We start from the raw sequence: 13,526 nt of genomic DNA, 5'->3' as shown, positions 1-13,526 counted from the left end.
CCCTTGCGCCGCTCACCCCCCAGACGACGCACCCCAGGTATGTGTGACAGTCCGATCCGGGTGGTTTCGAGGCTGCGGCCGCAGGCGGCCTCCGCACCTCAACCACCTCTTCGTCACAGATTGATCATGTGGCCGGCGAGGCCGTGGAAGCCCTCCTGCAGTGCCTCGCTCAGCGTCGGGTGGGTATGCACGTTGCGGGCCAGCTCGAGGGCGCCGAGGTCCCACTTCTGCGCCAGCGTCAGCTCCGGCAGCAGCTCGGCGACATCGGCGCCGATCAGGTGGCCACCCAGCAGCTCGAGATGTTCGCCGTCGGCGATGAGCTTGATGAAGCCGCCCGGCTCCCCGAGTCCTTGCGCCTTGCCATTGGCGGTGAACGGGAACTTCGCGACCTTGACGTCGTAGCCCTCGTCGCGGGCCTGCTGCTCGGTCAGCCCGAAGCTGGCGACCTGCGGCTGGCTGAACGTGGCCCGCGGCATCATCCGGTAGTCGCCGAGCTCCTGCGTCTCGGCGTTGCCGATCGTCTCCGCGGCGACGACGCCCTGCGCCTCGGCCACATGGGCGAGCTGCAGCTTGGCGGTGACGTCGCCGATCGCATAGATGTGCGGCACGTTGGTGCGCATCCGCTCGTCGATCGCGATCGCGCCACGCTCGGTCAGCTCGACGCCCGTCGTCTCGAGCCCGAAGCCCTCGACCCGCGGCGCGAAGCCCACCGAGACCAGCACGCGGTCGGTCTCGATCGTGGTCGACGAGCCATCCTTGCCGGTGTAGGTCACGGTCACGCCGTCGCGGTGGTCGGTCACGTACTCGACCTTGGTCGACGTCAGGATCGGGATGCCGAGCTTGCGGTAGGCCTTGGTGATCTCCTTGGACACCTCGACGTCCTCGTTGGGCAGTGCCCGGTCGAGGAACTCCACGATCGTGACGTCGACGCCGTAGCTCTTGAGGACGTACGCGAACTCCATGCCGATCGCGCCCGCGCCGACGACCAGCATGGTGCGAGGCAGGTCGCGGTCGAGGATCTGCTCCTCGTACGTCACGACGTTGGCGCTCGGCTTCACGCCGGGCAGCATGCGGACGGTCGACCCGGTGGCGATGATCGCGTTGGCGAACTCAACCGACTCCGTGCCACCGTCGGTCAGCGCCACCTCGAGCGAGTTGGGCCCGGTGAACGTGCCCCGGCCGTCGAGCTCGGTGATGCCGTTCTTCTTCATCAGGAAGTGGACGCCCTTGACCCGGCCATCGGCCACCTCGCGGCTGCGGTCGAACGCGACGCCGTAGTCGAAGCTCACGTCGCCGCGGATGCCGAACGTGTCGGCGTGGTGCGTGAAGATCTGCGCGAGCTCGGCGTTGCGCAGCAACGCCTTCGACGGGATGCAGCCGACGTTGAGGCACACCCCGCCCCAGTACTTCTCCTCCACCACAGCAACGCTCAGGCCGAGCTGGGCAGCGCGAACGGCGGCGACGTAGCCGCCCGGGCCGGCACCGAGGACGACCACGTCATACGAACTTGTCATGCCTCATTCAACCGCGCCGGGCAAGCCGGAATTCCCCGGCATCCGTGGTCTCAGCGGATGGAGACCTGGCCGCTGACCAGAGCGCCGCGGGCGGAGCGCTGCTCCGACGTCAGCGGGCTGTCGTCGGCGAGAGCCTTGTCGAGGCGGGCGCGGAACTCCTGGGCCGGCTTCTCGAGGTCCGCGGCGTCCGCCTCGAACTCCCACACCGGGACCAGCCTGCCGTGCACACGGAAGTGTCCGATCAGCTTGGTGCCCTCGCCCAGCGTTTCCTCGCCGCGGACTCGCAGGCGCGCGAGCGCGTCGAGCAGCTGCGTCTCGTCGTCGGTCATGACCCAGCGGAGGAACCGCTGCGGACCCATCTCGGTCCAGTACGCCGAGTCGACCGACTTCAGCTTCACCGTCGGCGCGACGGTCTCGTTGGCCTCGGCCAGCAGCTCAGCCGTCTCTGGACGGTCGTCGGTGCCCTCGACCCAGAAGTCGAATCCCTGGTGCACCTCGACGTCGAAGCTGCTCGAGGGGTCGATCAGGTCCTGGAGCCGCGGGCCCACACCGGGCTCGGCCATCGGCACGGGCTGGCTGGGCTCCATCTCGAGCGCGGTCTCGACGACGTAGGCGAGGTCGCGACTGGTGTCGCCGAAGTTGTGGGCGACCTGCAGGCCGAGCCAGATCTCACCGTCGGGACGGACGATGCCGGCGCCATTGCCCGGCAGCAGGGAGCAGACCTTGACGGTCTGACCCGAGGCGAGCGTGACGGTCGCTGTCGCCGAGGGGACGAACTCGCGCAAGGCGATCCAGTCGGCCTCGTTGGGGAGTCCTTCGAAGGTGCGCGCCACGAAGGGCATGCGTTCCTTCTTGGCGGCCTTGTTCTTGAGTCGCGACTTCTTGCCCATGACGGGCGAGTCTATGCGCCCGCCGAGAAGACGTCAGTGGGGGATGAGGCCGAGCTCGGCGTTGACCCGCGTGCCCGTGGACATGTCGACCCACCAGCGATCGGCGACCCGGTTGATGATCGACAGGCCGCGCCCGCTGAGGGAGTCCTCGTCGAAGTCGATCGGCTTGAGCGACCCGCCCTTGCCGGCGTCGTAGACGCTGAGCTCGAGCAACGTGCCGTTGATGGCCCACGAGATCTCGATCGTGCCGTCGGACGTCGGCACCCCGTGGCTGACCGCGTTGGCGATCATCTCGCTGATGACGATCAACGCGTCGTCGATGACCTCGCTGGAGGCCCGGTTGACCGTCAGGAACGCGGCGAGGCGGGTGCGGGCGATGCCCGGCGTCGAGAACGCGAAGGGCAGGCGGATCGAGTCATGAGCCTTCATGACACCACCAATCTGCCGAGGAAATGAGCGGCGTCGCCGTCTCCGCTCGCGCGAAACGCGACACACACGTAGTCCAAAGTAACTACATGAGGGGGTTCATCGCTACTCCTTGGGTCAACAAGACCCCATGCGTGTTGCATCACACGCCCCGAGAGACCATGGAGCCATGAGTGATTCCGCCATCCCCACCACGGACATCCACGGCATTCCCGTGGCGATTCCGGCCGATCTCGTCGTGCTCGACGTGCGCGAGCCCCACGAGTGGGCAGCCGGGCACATCGACGGTGCAGTGCACATCCCGATGGGCGAGCTGCCGGCACGTGTCGGCGAGCTCGACCCCTCGGCACGGACGGTCGTCGTCTGCCACGTTGGCGGTCGCTCGGCTCGGGTGACGGCCTGGCTGCATGCGCAGGGGCACGACGTCGTCAACCTCGAGGGCGGCATGGACGCCTGGGAGGAGGCCGGGCGGCCGGTCGTCGGCTAGGCACGTCTCCTAAGGCTGCTGGTCGTCCCAGTCCGGCGGCAGCTCGCCGGGATAGCCGGGCGTGCGCGGGTGCACGGCCGGTGTCGTCGGTATGCGCTGCGGTGGCGGCCAGGCCTGTTGCGGTGGCATGTACCACTGCGGCGGCGGTGGCGGCTGGACCGGCGGCCACCAGTAGGCGTACGGGGGCGGCGGCCACATCGGCGCAGGCGGTGGAGGTGGCGGCACGATCGGCGGCCGCGTCCGCTCGAGCCCTTGCCTGCGCGCCGCCCACTCGACCCACACGAGGAACACCACGCTCGAGATGATCGTCGGGATGAGGTCGAGCGGGCCGGCCCCGCTGTCGTCGGTTGCCGACAACATGCCCAGGGCGTCGAGCACGAACAGCACGACGTTGTTGGCCGTGTGTGCGGCGATCGCGGCCTCGAGCCCGCCGGTGCGGATCGTCACCACGGCCGCGGTGAGGCCGAAGATCCCGACGTCGACCAGACCCCAGAGCTCGTACGTGTGACCCGCGACGAACAGCGGGACCGAGACGACGACCGGGATGATGGCGAAGCGGGTCCACGAGCCCACGAGCTGCATCACATAACCGCGGAAGACGTACTCCTCAGCAGCGGACTGGAACGGCGTGAGCACCAGGACGAGGCCAATCGCGACGAGCGCACGCATGCTGATGTCAGGCGCGCTGATCTCTGCCGGGTCCGTGATCTCGCCCAGCGCCACCGACCCGCCGATCGTCACGATGAAGACCACGAACGCGATCACGGCCGTGCGGGCCAGCCACCGCCAGCGCAGACGGCCGGCGACGGACGAGAGGTAGCCGATCGGGCGTGGACCCGTCACGAGGACCGCGACCAGGACGGCCGGGATCATGACCGCCAGCCCGAGCATGTCCAGCACGAAGAAGTCGAGGTGCTGCAGGTCGAGCTCGCCCGCGGCATTGATCCAGGCGTCCAGCTCGTCAACGCCTCCGCCCGCGGCGAACAGGATCAGCGCCACCAGGACGAGGCCAACGACCGCGCCGAAGTAGATCACGATCGCCAGGAGGCCGGCGACCGGAAGCTTCCACCACCCGTAAGCCGGCGTCTCCCGCGCGAGGCGGTGATAGCGCGTGGACATGGCCGAATCCTCACACAGAAACGGAACAGCGCCACCGGGAAGACCCGATGGCGCTGTGCGATTCGTGCGGTTCTACTTGGCGGCGGCCTTGAGGCGCGAGCCGACGCTCACCTTGACGCCGAAGCCGGCGGGGATGTCGATCGTCTCGCCGGTCGAAGGGTTGCGGCCCGTACGTGCGGCACGCGGGACGCGCTCGACAGACAGGATGCCGGGGATCGAGACCTTCTCGCCGTTGCTGACGGAATCGAGCAGGATCTCGCTGAAGGACGAGAGGACTGCGTCGGCCTCGGCCTTGCTGGTGCCGGCCTTCGAAGCGAGGGCAGCGACGAGGTCGTTGCGTGAGATAGCCACAAAAGCTCCTTGTGAGTGAATGGGTGTGTTCGACAGTGTATGAACTCGCGGCGACGTTTCAATCGCGCCCCCACGCGTGTCTCGGCCAATGACGTTGTGTTAGTCCCAGATTGCAGGCGGTTCGGCGTCCACGAGCGGAATGATTGCCTGCAGATAACGCTCGCGCGGCCACTCCGTCACGCCGAGCGAGGCGAGGTGATTCGTGCGCCACTGGGTGTCGATCAGCCCTTCGTCGCCCATCACCTCGGCGAGTCCCATGAGTGCGACCTTGGAGGCGTCCGTGGCCCGGTGGAACATCGACTCACCGGCGAACAGCCGCCCGACGCTGAGTCCGTACAGACCGCCGACCAGCTCCCCGTCGCCGTCACGCACCTCGATCGAGTGTGCCCAGCCCAGTCGATGCATTCGGACGTACGCCTCCCGGATCGCCGAGTCGATCCAGGCGCCTGGACGCGACCGATCGGCACACCCGTCAATGACCTCCTCGAACGACTCGTCGATCGTGACGGCGAAGCGACGCCGCGACCTAGCGAGTGATCGGCTGACGCGCAGCTCGCCCGGCACGAGCACCCCGCGCTGCATCGGCGACCACCAGAGCAGCCGGCCGTCGTGCGGCATCGGGAACGCGCCGCGCCGGTATGCCTCGAGCAGCGTGCCTGGCTCGAGGTCAGCGCCCGCGGCCACGCAGTCATCGGGCGGCCACTCGGCAGGGTCGAACACCCAGGGCGTCGGAGGCAGGGGCTGACGGGTCATGTCAGTCAAGGACTCTGGAGAGATGGCGGATCGGACCCTCGCCCCAGTCCTTCCACTCGGCGGCGCTCGCCTCGTCGAGGAACGCGGACCAGCTGGCCGCCCGGTTGACGGCCTGGGTCAGCTCAGCCGTGGTCAGCATGTCCTGCACCTCGCCGGGCTCGAGGTGCCACGCCCCGGCATACGCCTCGAGGACGGGCTTCCATGGGATCGACGCCAAGGAGGTGATCCAGCCGTACGGCACGCAGAGCGCCTCTGCCGCGTGAGCCCATTGACCGTCGCCGAAGTCGAAGACACGCATCGAACCGTCCTCGAGCGCGAACACGTTGTTGGGATGCACGTCACCGTGCTGCCAGGTCGTCGGCAGCGCGCTGTGCCCCAGGACCTCGATGGCGTCAGCGATCGAGGGGCGCGCGTCGGCCAAGCGTCGCCGGAGGTCCGCGTCGACGTGTGCCGGGTGATCGGCCGGGTGGGCCGCGAAGATCTCGACGATCCGGTCGAAGCGCGTCAGCACCGTCTCCGGCGAGTAGTCCGGCAAGCCGGTCCCCACCAGCCGGTCGCGATGTGACGCTGCAGCCTGCTGGATCCTGGCGACCTCGACGACGACCTGCTGCCAGTCCTCGACTGTCGGCTCCCGCGACTCGCGAAGCGTCGCGCCGCGGTCTCTGGTCAGCATCCAGCCGCGGCCCGCGTCGATCGCATAGGGCTCATCGACGGCCTCCGGAGCCAGCTGTGCCAGCTCCAGCTGGAGGCCCGGCTCGAAGGCCAGCGCTGCGGCGTTGGCCTTGAACCACAGCAGCCCTCCGTCGGTCGGGACCGTGAGCTGCGTCGACCACGGACGTACGCGCGGCTGCGCGATCGCACCGCTCAGCTCGTCGCCGTGCAGCTCGAGCTGGTCACGGATCCAGGACTCGGCTTCCTGCCGCCAGTCGTCACCGACCACGCGCTCGGAGAAGGGGCGGGCCATGCCCACAGAGTAGAGCCCGGAGGCGGCAGTGCTCGAGGATGCAGCCGTGCAACGCCCGCCTATGCTGGACGGATGGGAGTTCGCCGCAGTGTCGCTGTCACCGCAGGCGCCAAGCTCGCCCCCTCGCTCGCATCCGGCTACGTCCGTACGGTCCTCGACCACGCGATCGACGGCCTCGGTCCGCTGCGCTCGGCCGCCGCGTCGGCCGATACCAAGCTGGTCGACAGCGGCGGGGACGTCGAGCTGGCGATCCGCAGCCTGATCCGGATGCACTCGAAACTGGCCGGCCTGCAGGGATTCGTCACGAACCTCGGCGGGTTCTCGACCCTTGCGGTTTCAGTGCCGGCCAACGTCGTCGGAGTGACACTCGTGCAGTGCCACCTCGTCGCTGGCATCGCACACCTGCGCGGCTACGACCTCGAGGACCCTCGCGTCCGCAACGCCATCCTGGCCTGCATGCTCGGCGGGGACGCCGTCAATGCGCTGGTCAAGCGGCACCGGTTGCCCTCCTCTCCGATGGCGCTGGCCACGTCGCCGGTGCACGACCCCGTGCTCGACGAGACGTTGTCGCGCGAGGTGACCGCCGAGCTCGTCGCACGTACGTCCGCCCGGCGGGCTGTGATACTGATCGGCCGCCACATCCCGCTCCTCGGCGGAGCGGTCGCCGGGTCCGGCGATGCCTTTGCCACCTGGCACGTCGGCCAGTTCGCCGCTGACGAGCTCCGCGACCGCCGCCTCCACAGCTGACGTCGTCGGCTTGCCCGGTGAGGACTGTCAGAGGTCGCGCCTAACGTCGTCCGCATGACGCTCGAAGCCGTGATCCTGGCCCTCCGCGAGTCGTGGGGACCCGACACGTGCGCGCCCGAGGACGTCCCCGACTGGTCGCCGGACAACCCGGCCCGCGGTCAGTGCGCCACGACGGCGCTGGTCCTGCACGACTTCTTCGGCGGCTCGCTCGTCGCCGGTGAGGTGTTCGTGCACGGCGAGCGGACCGATTTCCACTGGTGGAACCGGTTGCCCGACGGCGAGCAGGTCGACATCACGCTCGAGCAGTTCGGACCGCACGAGCACGTCGTCGGCGGCATCGACGTCCTTCGACCGACGGGGCCGACGCGGCTCGATGAGCAGTACGCGCTGCTGTCGGCGCGAGTCTCCGCACGTCTCGCCCGCTCGGCCTAGCCCAACGCCCGCACGACGGCACTGGCCGGCTCCTTGCCGAGCACCCCCGACATCCACACGCTCGTGCGAACCAGTGCGTCGAGGTCGACGTCGTGCTCGATGCCGAGTCCCGTCAGCATCCACACCAGGTCCTCGGTCGCCAGGTTGCCGGTGGCGCTCTCGGCGTACGGACAACCGCCGAGGCCACCGGCGGACGCGTCGAACGTCGTGATGCCGTGGCGCAGTGCCGCGTGCGCATTCGCGAGCGCCTGCCCGTAGGTGTCGTGGAAGTGCATCGCCAGCCGCTCGACGCCGACGCCGGCGTCACCGAATGCGTCGATCAGGGCGCCGACGTGCGCCGCCGTGCCGACCCCGATCGTGTCGCCGATCGACAGCTGGGTCGCGCCGAGGTCCAGCAGCCGCTTCCCGGTCGTGACGACCTGGTCGATCGGGACGTCACCCTCCCAGGGGTCGCCGAAGCACATCGAGACGTACGCCCGCACGTCCAGCCCCGCCTCGCGAGCCCGGCCGACGACCGGCTCGAACATCGCGAACTGCGAGTCGAGGGTCGCGTTGAGGTTCTTCTGCGCGAACGTCTCGGTGGCACTCCCGAAGATCGCGATGTGGCTGCAGCCGGCCTCGAGTGCGCGGTCGAGCCCACGCTCGTTGGGCACCAGCACGGGCAACGGGGTCGGTCCGTCGAGCGGCAGCTGCGCGACGAGCTCCGCCGCATCGGCGAGCTGAGGGACCCATTTCGGGTGCACGAAGCTCGTGGCCTCGACGATCGGCAGCCCAGCCGCGATGAGCCGGGTGATGAACTCCGCCTTGTCGGCGAGCGGCACGATCGCCGACTCGTTCTGCAGCCCGTCGCGCGGCCCGACCTCATAGATCGTGACCGCCTCCGGCAGCGCCGGGTCACGGACGACCGCGGGCGTCATGCGTGGTCCACCCTGAACAGCAGGTGCTTGATCGGCACCTGGTCGCCGGCGTCTGCGCCGACATGGGACACGACGCCGTCGTAGGGCGCGAGCAGGGCGAGCTCCATCTTCATCGCTTCGACGACCCCGAGCTGCTGGCCGAGCGCCACCGACTCGCCCTCGGCGACATCGACACGGAGGACCGTGCCGGGCATGGGCGCCACGATGTCGGCGTCGGTCGAGGCGCCGATCTGGTGCCCCTCCCGCATGGGGTCCGGGGTCTCGAGCCGCCAGTTCTGTCCCTGCCACGCGATTGTGAGGCCGTCGTCGTCGGCGATCGCCAGCATCCCGTCCGGGACGGTGTCGTCGTCGGTCAGGTCGAACGCCCACGGCGTGCCGGCATCGTCGACCAGCACGATGCGGGTCGGCGCCCGGTCAGCCCCCGCGCGCCAGCCGTCGCCGACCGACCACGGCGACCCACCGTCCGGCACCGTGAAGCTCGCCCAGAGCAGCGCCGCGGCACGGGCGGCCTCGGGCGACAGGGTCGGCGGCGTCAGCAGCTCGACCGAGGCCTCGCTGTCGAGCCACGCAGTGTGCACGTCGCCGGCCGCGAACTCCTCGCTCGCGACGAGCCGGCGTACGAATCCGAGGTTCGTCGTCACCCCGAAGATGCCGGTGTCGTCGAGTGCGTTGAGCATGCGCCGACGCGCCTCCTCACGGTCAGCGCCGCCGACGACGATCTTGCCGAGCATGGGGTCGTACGCCGTCGAGACCTCTTGGTCGGGGCCCAGATCGGTCTCGACCCGGGCACGATCCGGCCATGCCGCGTCGAGCACGTGCCCCGCCTGCGGGAGGAAGCCGGCATAGGGGTCCTCGGCGTAGACGCGAACCTCCATCGCGTGGCCCGTCGCGCTGATCTCCGCCTGCGTCATCGGGAGCTGCTGGCCCTCCGCGACGAGGATCTGCCACTGCACGAGGTCGACCCCGGTGATCACCTCGGTGACCGGGTGCTCGACTTGCAGGCGGGTGTTCATCTCCAGGAAGTACGCCTGGCCGTCCGCGACGAGGAACTCGACCGTGCCCGCCCCGGTGTAGCCGACCGCCTGGCACAACGCCACCGCCGACGTGTGGAGCGTCGACCGCAGCATCGGGCTGAGTCCGTACGCCGGCGCCTCCTCGACAATCTTCTGGTGGCGCCGCTGCACCGAGCAGTCACGCTCGAAGAGATGGACGACGTTGCCCGCCGTGTCACCGAAGACCTGCACCTCGACATGCCGGCCGGCCTCGACATACTTCTCGACCAGCAGCGTGTCGTCGCCGAAGGCCGCCGCGGCTTCTCGCTGAGCCGCCTCGATCGCACCCGCCAGGGACTCCGGCTCGCGCACGATGCGCATGCCCTTGCCTCCGCCGCCCGCGGCCGCCTTGACCAGCACCGGATAGGCCTCCGCCGGCACCCGCTCGGGGTCGAACTGCGGCGTGACGGGCACGCCTGCCTGCTCGGCGATCGCCCGGGCACGGTCCTTGCGGCCCATCGCCTCCATGACCTCGGCGGTCGGCCCGATGAACACCAGGCCCGCATCCACGACCGCCCTGGCGAACTCGGCCCGCTCCGACAGGAACCCATATCCGGGGTGGATCGCCTCGGCGCCCGACTCCTTGGCCGCCGCGATGATGCGCTCGATCGAGAGGTATGACTCGGTGGCCGGAGTCGGTCCGACGTGCACGGCGTCGTCGGCGAGGCGTACGTACGGGGCATCCGCGTCGGCATCGGAGTAGACCGCGATGCTGCGCAGTCCCGCCTCGCGACACGCGAGAATGACGCGCCGGGCGATCTCGCCGCGGTTGGCAATGAGCACGCTGTGGAAGATCATGGTGGACCTCATAGACGGAAGACGCCGAATTGCGGCGCCGGGGTCGGGGTGGCTGCGGCGATCTGGAGCCCCATGCCGAGCACACGGCGGGTGTCGACGGGATCGATGATGCCGTCGTCCCACAGCCGGGCGCTGGAGTAGTAGGGCGAGCCCTGATGGTCGTACTGCTCGCGGATCGGCGCGCGGAACGCCTCCTCCTCCTCGGCCGACCACTCACCGCCCTTGGCCTCGATGCCGTCGCGGCGCACCGTCGCCAGCACCGCCGCGGCCTGCTCGCCGCCCATCACGGAGATGCGCGCGTTGGGCCACATCCAGAGGAACCTCGGTTCGTACGCCCGGCCGCACATGCCGTAGTTGCCGGCGCCGAACGATCCGCCGATGACGACCGTGAACTTCGGCACGACCGACGACGCGACCGCGGTGACCAGCTTGGCGCCGTCCTTGGCGATGCCCTTGTTCTCGTACTCCTGACCGACCATGAAGCCGGTGATGTTCTGCAGGAAGACGAGCGGGATGCCGCGCTGGTTGGCGAGCTCGATGAAGTGCGCGCCCTTGAGCGCCGACTCGCTGAACAGGATGCCGTTGTTGGCGATGATCGCCACGGGATAGCCCCAGATGCGGGCAAAGCCGCAGACCAGGGTCTCGCCGTAGAGCGGCTTGAACTCGTGCAGCCGCGAGTCGTCGACGATGCGGCGGATGACATCGCGGACGTCGTACGGCGTGCGGCCGTCGACGGGGACGATGTCGTAGAGCCCTTCGGGGTCCTCTGCCGGCTCGACCGGCTCGTGCGGAGGCTCGGCACTGGTCGGCCGCTCGAGCGTGCCGATGATGGACCGGACGATCTGCAACGCGTGCTCGTCGTCATCGGCGAGGTGGTCGACGACGCCGGACAGCCGGGCGTGCACATCGCCGCCACCGAGGTCCTCGGCCGTGACGACCTCGCCGGTCGCGGCCTTCACGAGCGGCGGCCCGCCCAGGAAGATCGTGCCCTGCTCCTTGACGATGACGGTCTCGTCGCTCATCGCCGGGACGTACGCTCCGCCGGCCGTGCAGGAGCCGAGCACCGCTGCGATCTGTGGGATCTGCCGGGCCGACATCTGCGCCTGGTTGTAGAAGATCCGGCCGAAGTGCTCGCGGTCGGGGAACACCTCGTCCTGCATCGGCAGGAACGCGCCGCCGGAGTCGACGAGGTAGATGCAGGGCAGGTTGTTCTGCTCCGCGATGGTCTGGGCGCGCAGGTGCTTCTTGACCGTGAGCGGATAGTAGGTTCCGCCCTTGACCGTCGCGTCGTTGGCGACGATGACGCAGTCGCGCCCGCTGACCCGGCCGATGCCGGTGACGATCCCGGCGCTCGGCACCTCCCCGCCATACATCTCGTACGCGGCGAGCGGTGCGATCTCGAGGAAGGGCGAGCCCGGATCGAGGAGGTGGTCGACCCGGTCGCGGGGGAGCAGCTTGCCTCGCCCCGCGTGTCGTTCACGGGAGGCCTCGCTGCCGCCCTGCCGGACGGTGGCGAGCCTGGTCCTGAGCTCCTCGACGAGTTCACGCATGCACATAGGTTAACAGCCGTTAACCAACCTCCGCTACACTGGACCCGTGACCACGCCTCGTCGCCAACAGATCCTCGACACTGCCGCCACCCTCTTCGCCGAGCGCGGCTTCCATGGTGTCTCGGTGCACGACATCGGTGGCGCCTGCGGGATATCGGGGCCGGCGCTCTACAAGCACTTCGCCGGCAAGGACGACATCCTCACGCAGTCACTCACGGCGATCAGCGAGCAGCTCCTCGCCGAGGGCCGGGCTCGAAGCCAGGCCGCACCCGATGCCGGGCAGGCCCTTGAGGCCCTCATCGCCTGGCACATCGACTTCGCCCTCGGCCATCCCGCACTCATCGTGATCCAGGAACGCGAGTGGACCAACCTCGACGCGACCGGTCGCAAGGAGGTGCGCTCGTTGCAGCTCGCCTACATCGACGTGTGGGTCGATGTCGTACGCCGGCTGCGTGACGATCTCGACGGTGCCGAGACGCGCGCCGTGGTCCAGGCGACATTCGGCCTGCTCAACTCAACGCCACACAGTGCCCGCATCAGCGAGTCGGCGATGCGGACCCGACTGGCTCGGATGGCTCGAGCCGCGCTGCTGGCATAACCGGCCCGCGCCGCCTGCTGATGGTCGCTGCGGCAACTCCGGCGAGCATGACGGCACCGCCGACCAGCTCGAGCGCACTCGGCACCTCGTCCTGCACGATCCATGCCGTGGCGATGCCCACGATCGGGACCAGCAGCACGAACGGGACGACGGCGCTCGCGGGATAGCGGGCCAGCAGCGAGTTGAAGATGCCGTAGCCCAGCAGTGAAGCGCCGATCGCGGTGTAGCCCGTGCTGGCGATCGCCGTGACCGACAGGTGGGTCAACGCGCGGCCGACCTCATCGCCCCCGTCGACCAGCAATGAGAGGCCCAACGCCGGGAGCGGCACGACGAGGGCGGACCACACGACGAGCGAGAAGCCCGAAGCGATGCCGGCTCGCCGGGCGATGACATTGCCGATCGCCCAGGAGGTGGCCGCACCGAGCATCACGATGAGCGGGACCACCGGCGCCGACACACCGTGCGCGATCACGACGAGACCCAGGCCCGCCGTCCCGATCGTCGCGCCCGCGACCTGCCGGCGGGTCGGCGGCTCCTTGAGCACGACCGCGGCGATGACAATCGTGAAGATCACCTGCGCCTGGAGGACGAGCGAGGCCAGGCCGGCGGGCATGCCGAGGTGCAGTGCGAGGTAGAGCAGGCTGAACTGTCCGAGGCTCATGAACGCGCCGATCGCAACGACGTTGCGCCAGCCCCCGCGCGGCAGCGGCACGAAGAACACGAGCGGCAGCGCCACGAACGTGAAGCGCATGGCCAGGAACAGCAGCGGCGGCACGTCGGCGAGGCCCTCGTCGATCACGACGAAGTTGGCGCCCCAGATCAGCATGACGAGGACGGCGAGCATGCTGTGCTTGGGGGACATGGCTCCAGTCTCTCCCGCTCAACGATGAAGCACCAGCAATGGTTTCTGAACGTAACAGCGTACAGT

15 protein-coding genes are annotated in these 13,526 nt (G+C 69.1%); 4 read left to right on the top strand and 11 right to left on the bottom strand.

From position 1 onward, the window contains the following. Window positions 1–113: 113 nt before the first annotated feature. From lpdA to AC1DVU_RS05045, 3 genes are read right to left on the bottom strand one after another with little or no spacing between them, the layout of a single operon-like run. Window positions 114–1,514 (bottom strand): dihydrolipoyl dehydrogenase, encoded by a 1,401-nt coding sequence (gene lpdA / locus AC1DVU_RS05055; protein WP_476921327.1) that lies wholly within the window; start codon window positions 1,512–1,514, stop codon window positions 114–116. Between the two features lie 50 nt (window positions 1,515–1,564). After that, window positions 1,565–2,404, bottom strand: coding sequence for a DUF5926 family protein (locus AC1DVU_RS05050; RefSeq protein WP_476921326.1), 840 nt, complete (start codon window positions 2,402–2,404; stop codon window positions 1,565–1,567). A 33-nt stretch (window positions 2,405–2,437) separates the two neighbouring features. Further along, window positions 2,438–2,833: an ATP-binding protein gene (locus AC1DVU_RS05045; RefSeq protein WP_476921325.1), complete on the bottom strand. Its 396-nt coding sequence runs from the start codon at window positions 2,831–2,833 to the stop codon at window positions 2,438–2,440. 166 nt (window positions 2,834–2,999) lie between these two features. Between AC1DVU_RS05045 and AC1DVU_RS05040 the strand changes: the two genes are divergently transcribed. Then, window positions 3,000–3,317, top strand: a complete 318-nt coding sequence (locus AC1DVU_RS05040; RefSeq protein WP_476921324.1) for a rhodanese-like domain-containing protein — start codon at window positions 3,000–3,002, stop codon at window positions 3,315–3,317. Window positions 3,318–3,326: 9 nt separating this feature from the next. Here AC1DVU_RS05040 and AC1DVU_RS05035 read toward each other — a convergent pair whose 3' ends face one another. The 4 genes from AC1DVU_RS05035 to AC1DVU_RS05020 form a co-directional block, all read right to left on the bottom strand. Beyond that, window positions 3,327–4,436 carry a lysostaphin resistance A-like protein gene (locus AC1DVU_RS05035; protein ID WP_476921323.1) on the bottom strand — a complete coding sequence of 370 codons (1,110 nt, stop codon included), beginning with the start codon at window positions 4,434–4,436 and terminating at the stop codon, window positions 3,327–3,329. Between the two features lie 72 nt (window positions 4,437–4,508). Then, the gene (locus tag AC1DVU_RS05030; RefSeq protein WP_056210560.1) at window positions 4,509–4,787 is read right to left on the bottom strand and encodes an HU family DNA-binding protein; all 279 of its coding nucleotides are present in this window, start codon (window positions 4,785–4,787) and stop codon (window positions 4,509–4,511) included. A gap of 99 nt (window positions 4,788–4,886) precedes the next feature. Continuing rightward, complete coding sequence (gene aat, locus AC1DVU_RS05025; RefSeq protein ID WP_476921322.1) at window positions 4,887–5,540, bottom strand: leucyl/phenylalanyl-tRNA--protein transferase; 654 nt, start codon at window positions 5,538–5,540, stop codon at window positions 4,887–4,889. Between the two features lies 1 nt (window position 5,541). Further along, window positions 5,542–6,504 carry a phosphotransferase gene (locus AC1DVU_RS05020; protein WP_476921321.1) on the bottom strand — a complete coding sequence of 321 codons (963 nt, stop codon included), beginning with the start codon at window positions 6,502–6,504 and terminating at the stop codon, window positions 5,542–5,544. Window positions 6,505–6,576: 72 nt separating this feature from the next. On the opposite strand from AC1DVU_RS05020, the gene AC1DVU_RS05015 reads away from it, so the two are divergent. After that, window positions 6,577–7,251 carry an EcsC family protein gene (locus AC1DVU_RS05015; protein WP_476921320.1) on the top strand — a complete coding sequence of 225 codons (675 nt, stop codon included), beginning with the start codon at window positions 6,577–6,579 and terminating at the stop codon, window positions 7,249–7,251. A gap of 54 nt (window positions 7,252–7,305) precedes the next feature. After that, window positions 7,306–7,683, top strand: a complete 378-nt coding sequence (locus AC1DVU_RS05010) for a YunG family protein (protein ID WP_476921319.1) — start codon at window positions 7,306–7,308, stop codon at window positions 7,681–7,683. On the opposite strand, the gene AC1DVU_RS05005 is transcribed toward AC1DVU_RS05010, so the two are convergent. The 3 genes from AC1DVU_RS05005 to AC1DVU_RS04995 are packed head-to-tail and all read right to left on the bottom strand — an operon-like array spanning window position 7,680 to window position 12,000. Beyond that, window positions 7,680–8,600 carry a hydroxymethylglutaryl-CoA lyase gene (locus tag AC1DVU_RS05005; RefSeq protein WP_476921318.1) on the bottom strand — a complete coding sequence of 307 codons (921 nt, stop codon included), beginning with the start codon at window positions 8,598–8,600 and terminating at the stop codon, window positions 7,680–7,682. The genes AC1DVU_RS05010 and AC1DVU_RS05005 overlap by 4 nt on opposite strands. Next, window positions 8,597–10,450: an acetyl/propionyl/methylcrotonyl-CoA carboxylase subunit alpha gene (locus AC1DVU_RS05000; RefSeq protein WP_476921317.1), complete on the bottom strand. Its 1,854-nt coding sequence runs from the start codon at window positions 10,448–10,450 to the stop codon at window positions 8,597–8,599. The genes AC1DVU_RS05005 and AC1DVU_RS05000 overlap by 4 nt, the downstream gene beginning before the upstream one ends. Window positions 10,451–10,458: 8 nt before the next feature. After that, a complete protein-coding gene (locus AC1DVU_RS04995; RefSeq protein WP_476921316.1) occupies window positions 10,459–12,000 on the bottom strand; it encodes a carboxyl transferase domain-containing protein in 1,542 nt (513 codons plus the stop codon). A gap of 46 nt (window positions 12,001–12,046) precedes the next feature. On the opposite strand from AC1DVU_RS04995, the gene AC1DVU_RS04990 reads away from it, so the two are divergent. Then, window positions 12,047–12,598, top strand: a complete 552-nt coding sequence (locus AC1DVU_RS04990) for a TetR/AcrR family transcriptional regulator (RefSeq protein WP_476921315.1) — start codon at window positions 12,047–12,049, stop codon at window positions 12,596–12,598. Here the strand turns inward: AC1DVU_RS04990 and AC1DVU_RS04985 are convergent. Further along, a complete protein-coding gene (locus AC1DVU_RS04985) occupies window positions 12,537–13,460 on the bottom strand; it encodes an EamA family transporter (RefSeq protein WP_476921314.1) in 924 nt (307 codons plus the stop codon). The two genes, AC1DVU_RS04990 and AC1DVU_RS04985, sit on opposite strands and share 62 nt — an antisense overlap. Between the last annotated feature and the right edge of the window lie 66 nt (window positions 13,461–13,526).

This window comes from Aeromicrobium sp. P2_G6 (assembly GCF_056403535.1).
Note: the sequence above shows the minus strand (reverse complement) of the source record. Positions and strands in the feature narration are given on the sequence as shown.

Bases quoted from the DNA above. Each gene is read 5' to 3' on its own strand.
- lpdA (WP_476921327.1), bottom strand. From the start codon at position 1,514: ATGACAAGTTCGTATGACGTGGTCGTCCTCGGTGCCGGCCCGGGCGGC.
- AC1DVU_RS05050 (WP_476921326.1), bottom strand. From the start codon at position 2,404: ATGGGCAAGAAGTCGCGACTCAAGAACAAGGCCGCCAAGAAGGAACGC.
- AC1DVU_RS05045 (WP_476921325.1), bottom strand. From the start codon at position 2,833: ATGAAGGCTCATGACTCGATCCGCCTGCCCTTCGCGTTCTCGACGCCG.
- AC1DVU_RS05040 (WP_476921324.1), top strand. From the start codon at position 3,000: ATGAGTGATTCCGCCATCCCCACCACGGACATCCACGGCATTCCCGTG.
- AC1DVU_RS05035 (WP_476921323.1), bottom strand. From the start codon at position 4,436: ATGTCCACGCGCTATCACCGCCTCGCGCGGGAGACGCCGGCTTACGGG.
- aat (WP_476921322.1), bottom strand. From the start codon at position 5,540: ATGACCCGTCAGCCCCTGCCTCCGACGCCCTGGGTGTTCGACCCTGCC.
- AC1DVU_RS05020 (WP_476921321.1), bottom strand. From the start codon at position 6,504: ATGGCCCGCCCCTTCTCCGAGCGCGTGGTCGGTGACGACTGGCGGCAG.
- AC1DVU_RS05015 (WP_476921320.1), top strand. From the start codon at position 6,577: ATGGGAGTTCGCCGCAGTGTCGCTGTCACCGCAGGCGCCAAGCTCGCC.
- AC1DVU_RS05010 (WP_476921319.1), top strand. From the start codon at position 7,306: ATGACGCTCGAAGCCGTGATCCTGGCCCTCCGCGAGTCGTGGGGACCC.
- AC1DVU_RS05005 (WP_476921318.1), bottom strand. From the start codon at position 8,600: ATGACGCCCGCGGTCGTCCGTGACCCGGCGCTGCCGGAGGCGGTCACG.
- AC1DVU_RS05000 (WP_476921317.1), bottom strand. From the start codon at position 10,450: ATGATCTTCCACAGCGTGCTCATTGCCAACCGCGGCGAGATCGCCCGG.
- AC1DVU_RS04995 (WP_476921316.1), bottom strand. From the start codon at position 12,000: ATGCGTGAACTCGTCGAGGAGCTCAGGACCAGGCTCGCCACCGTCCGG.
- AC1DVU_RS04985 (WP_476921314.1), bottom strand. From the start codon at position 13,460: ATGTCCCCCAAGCACAGCATGCTCGCCGTCCTCGTCATGCTGATCTGG.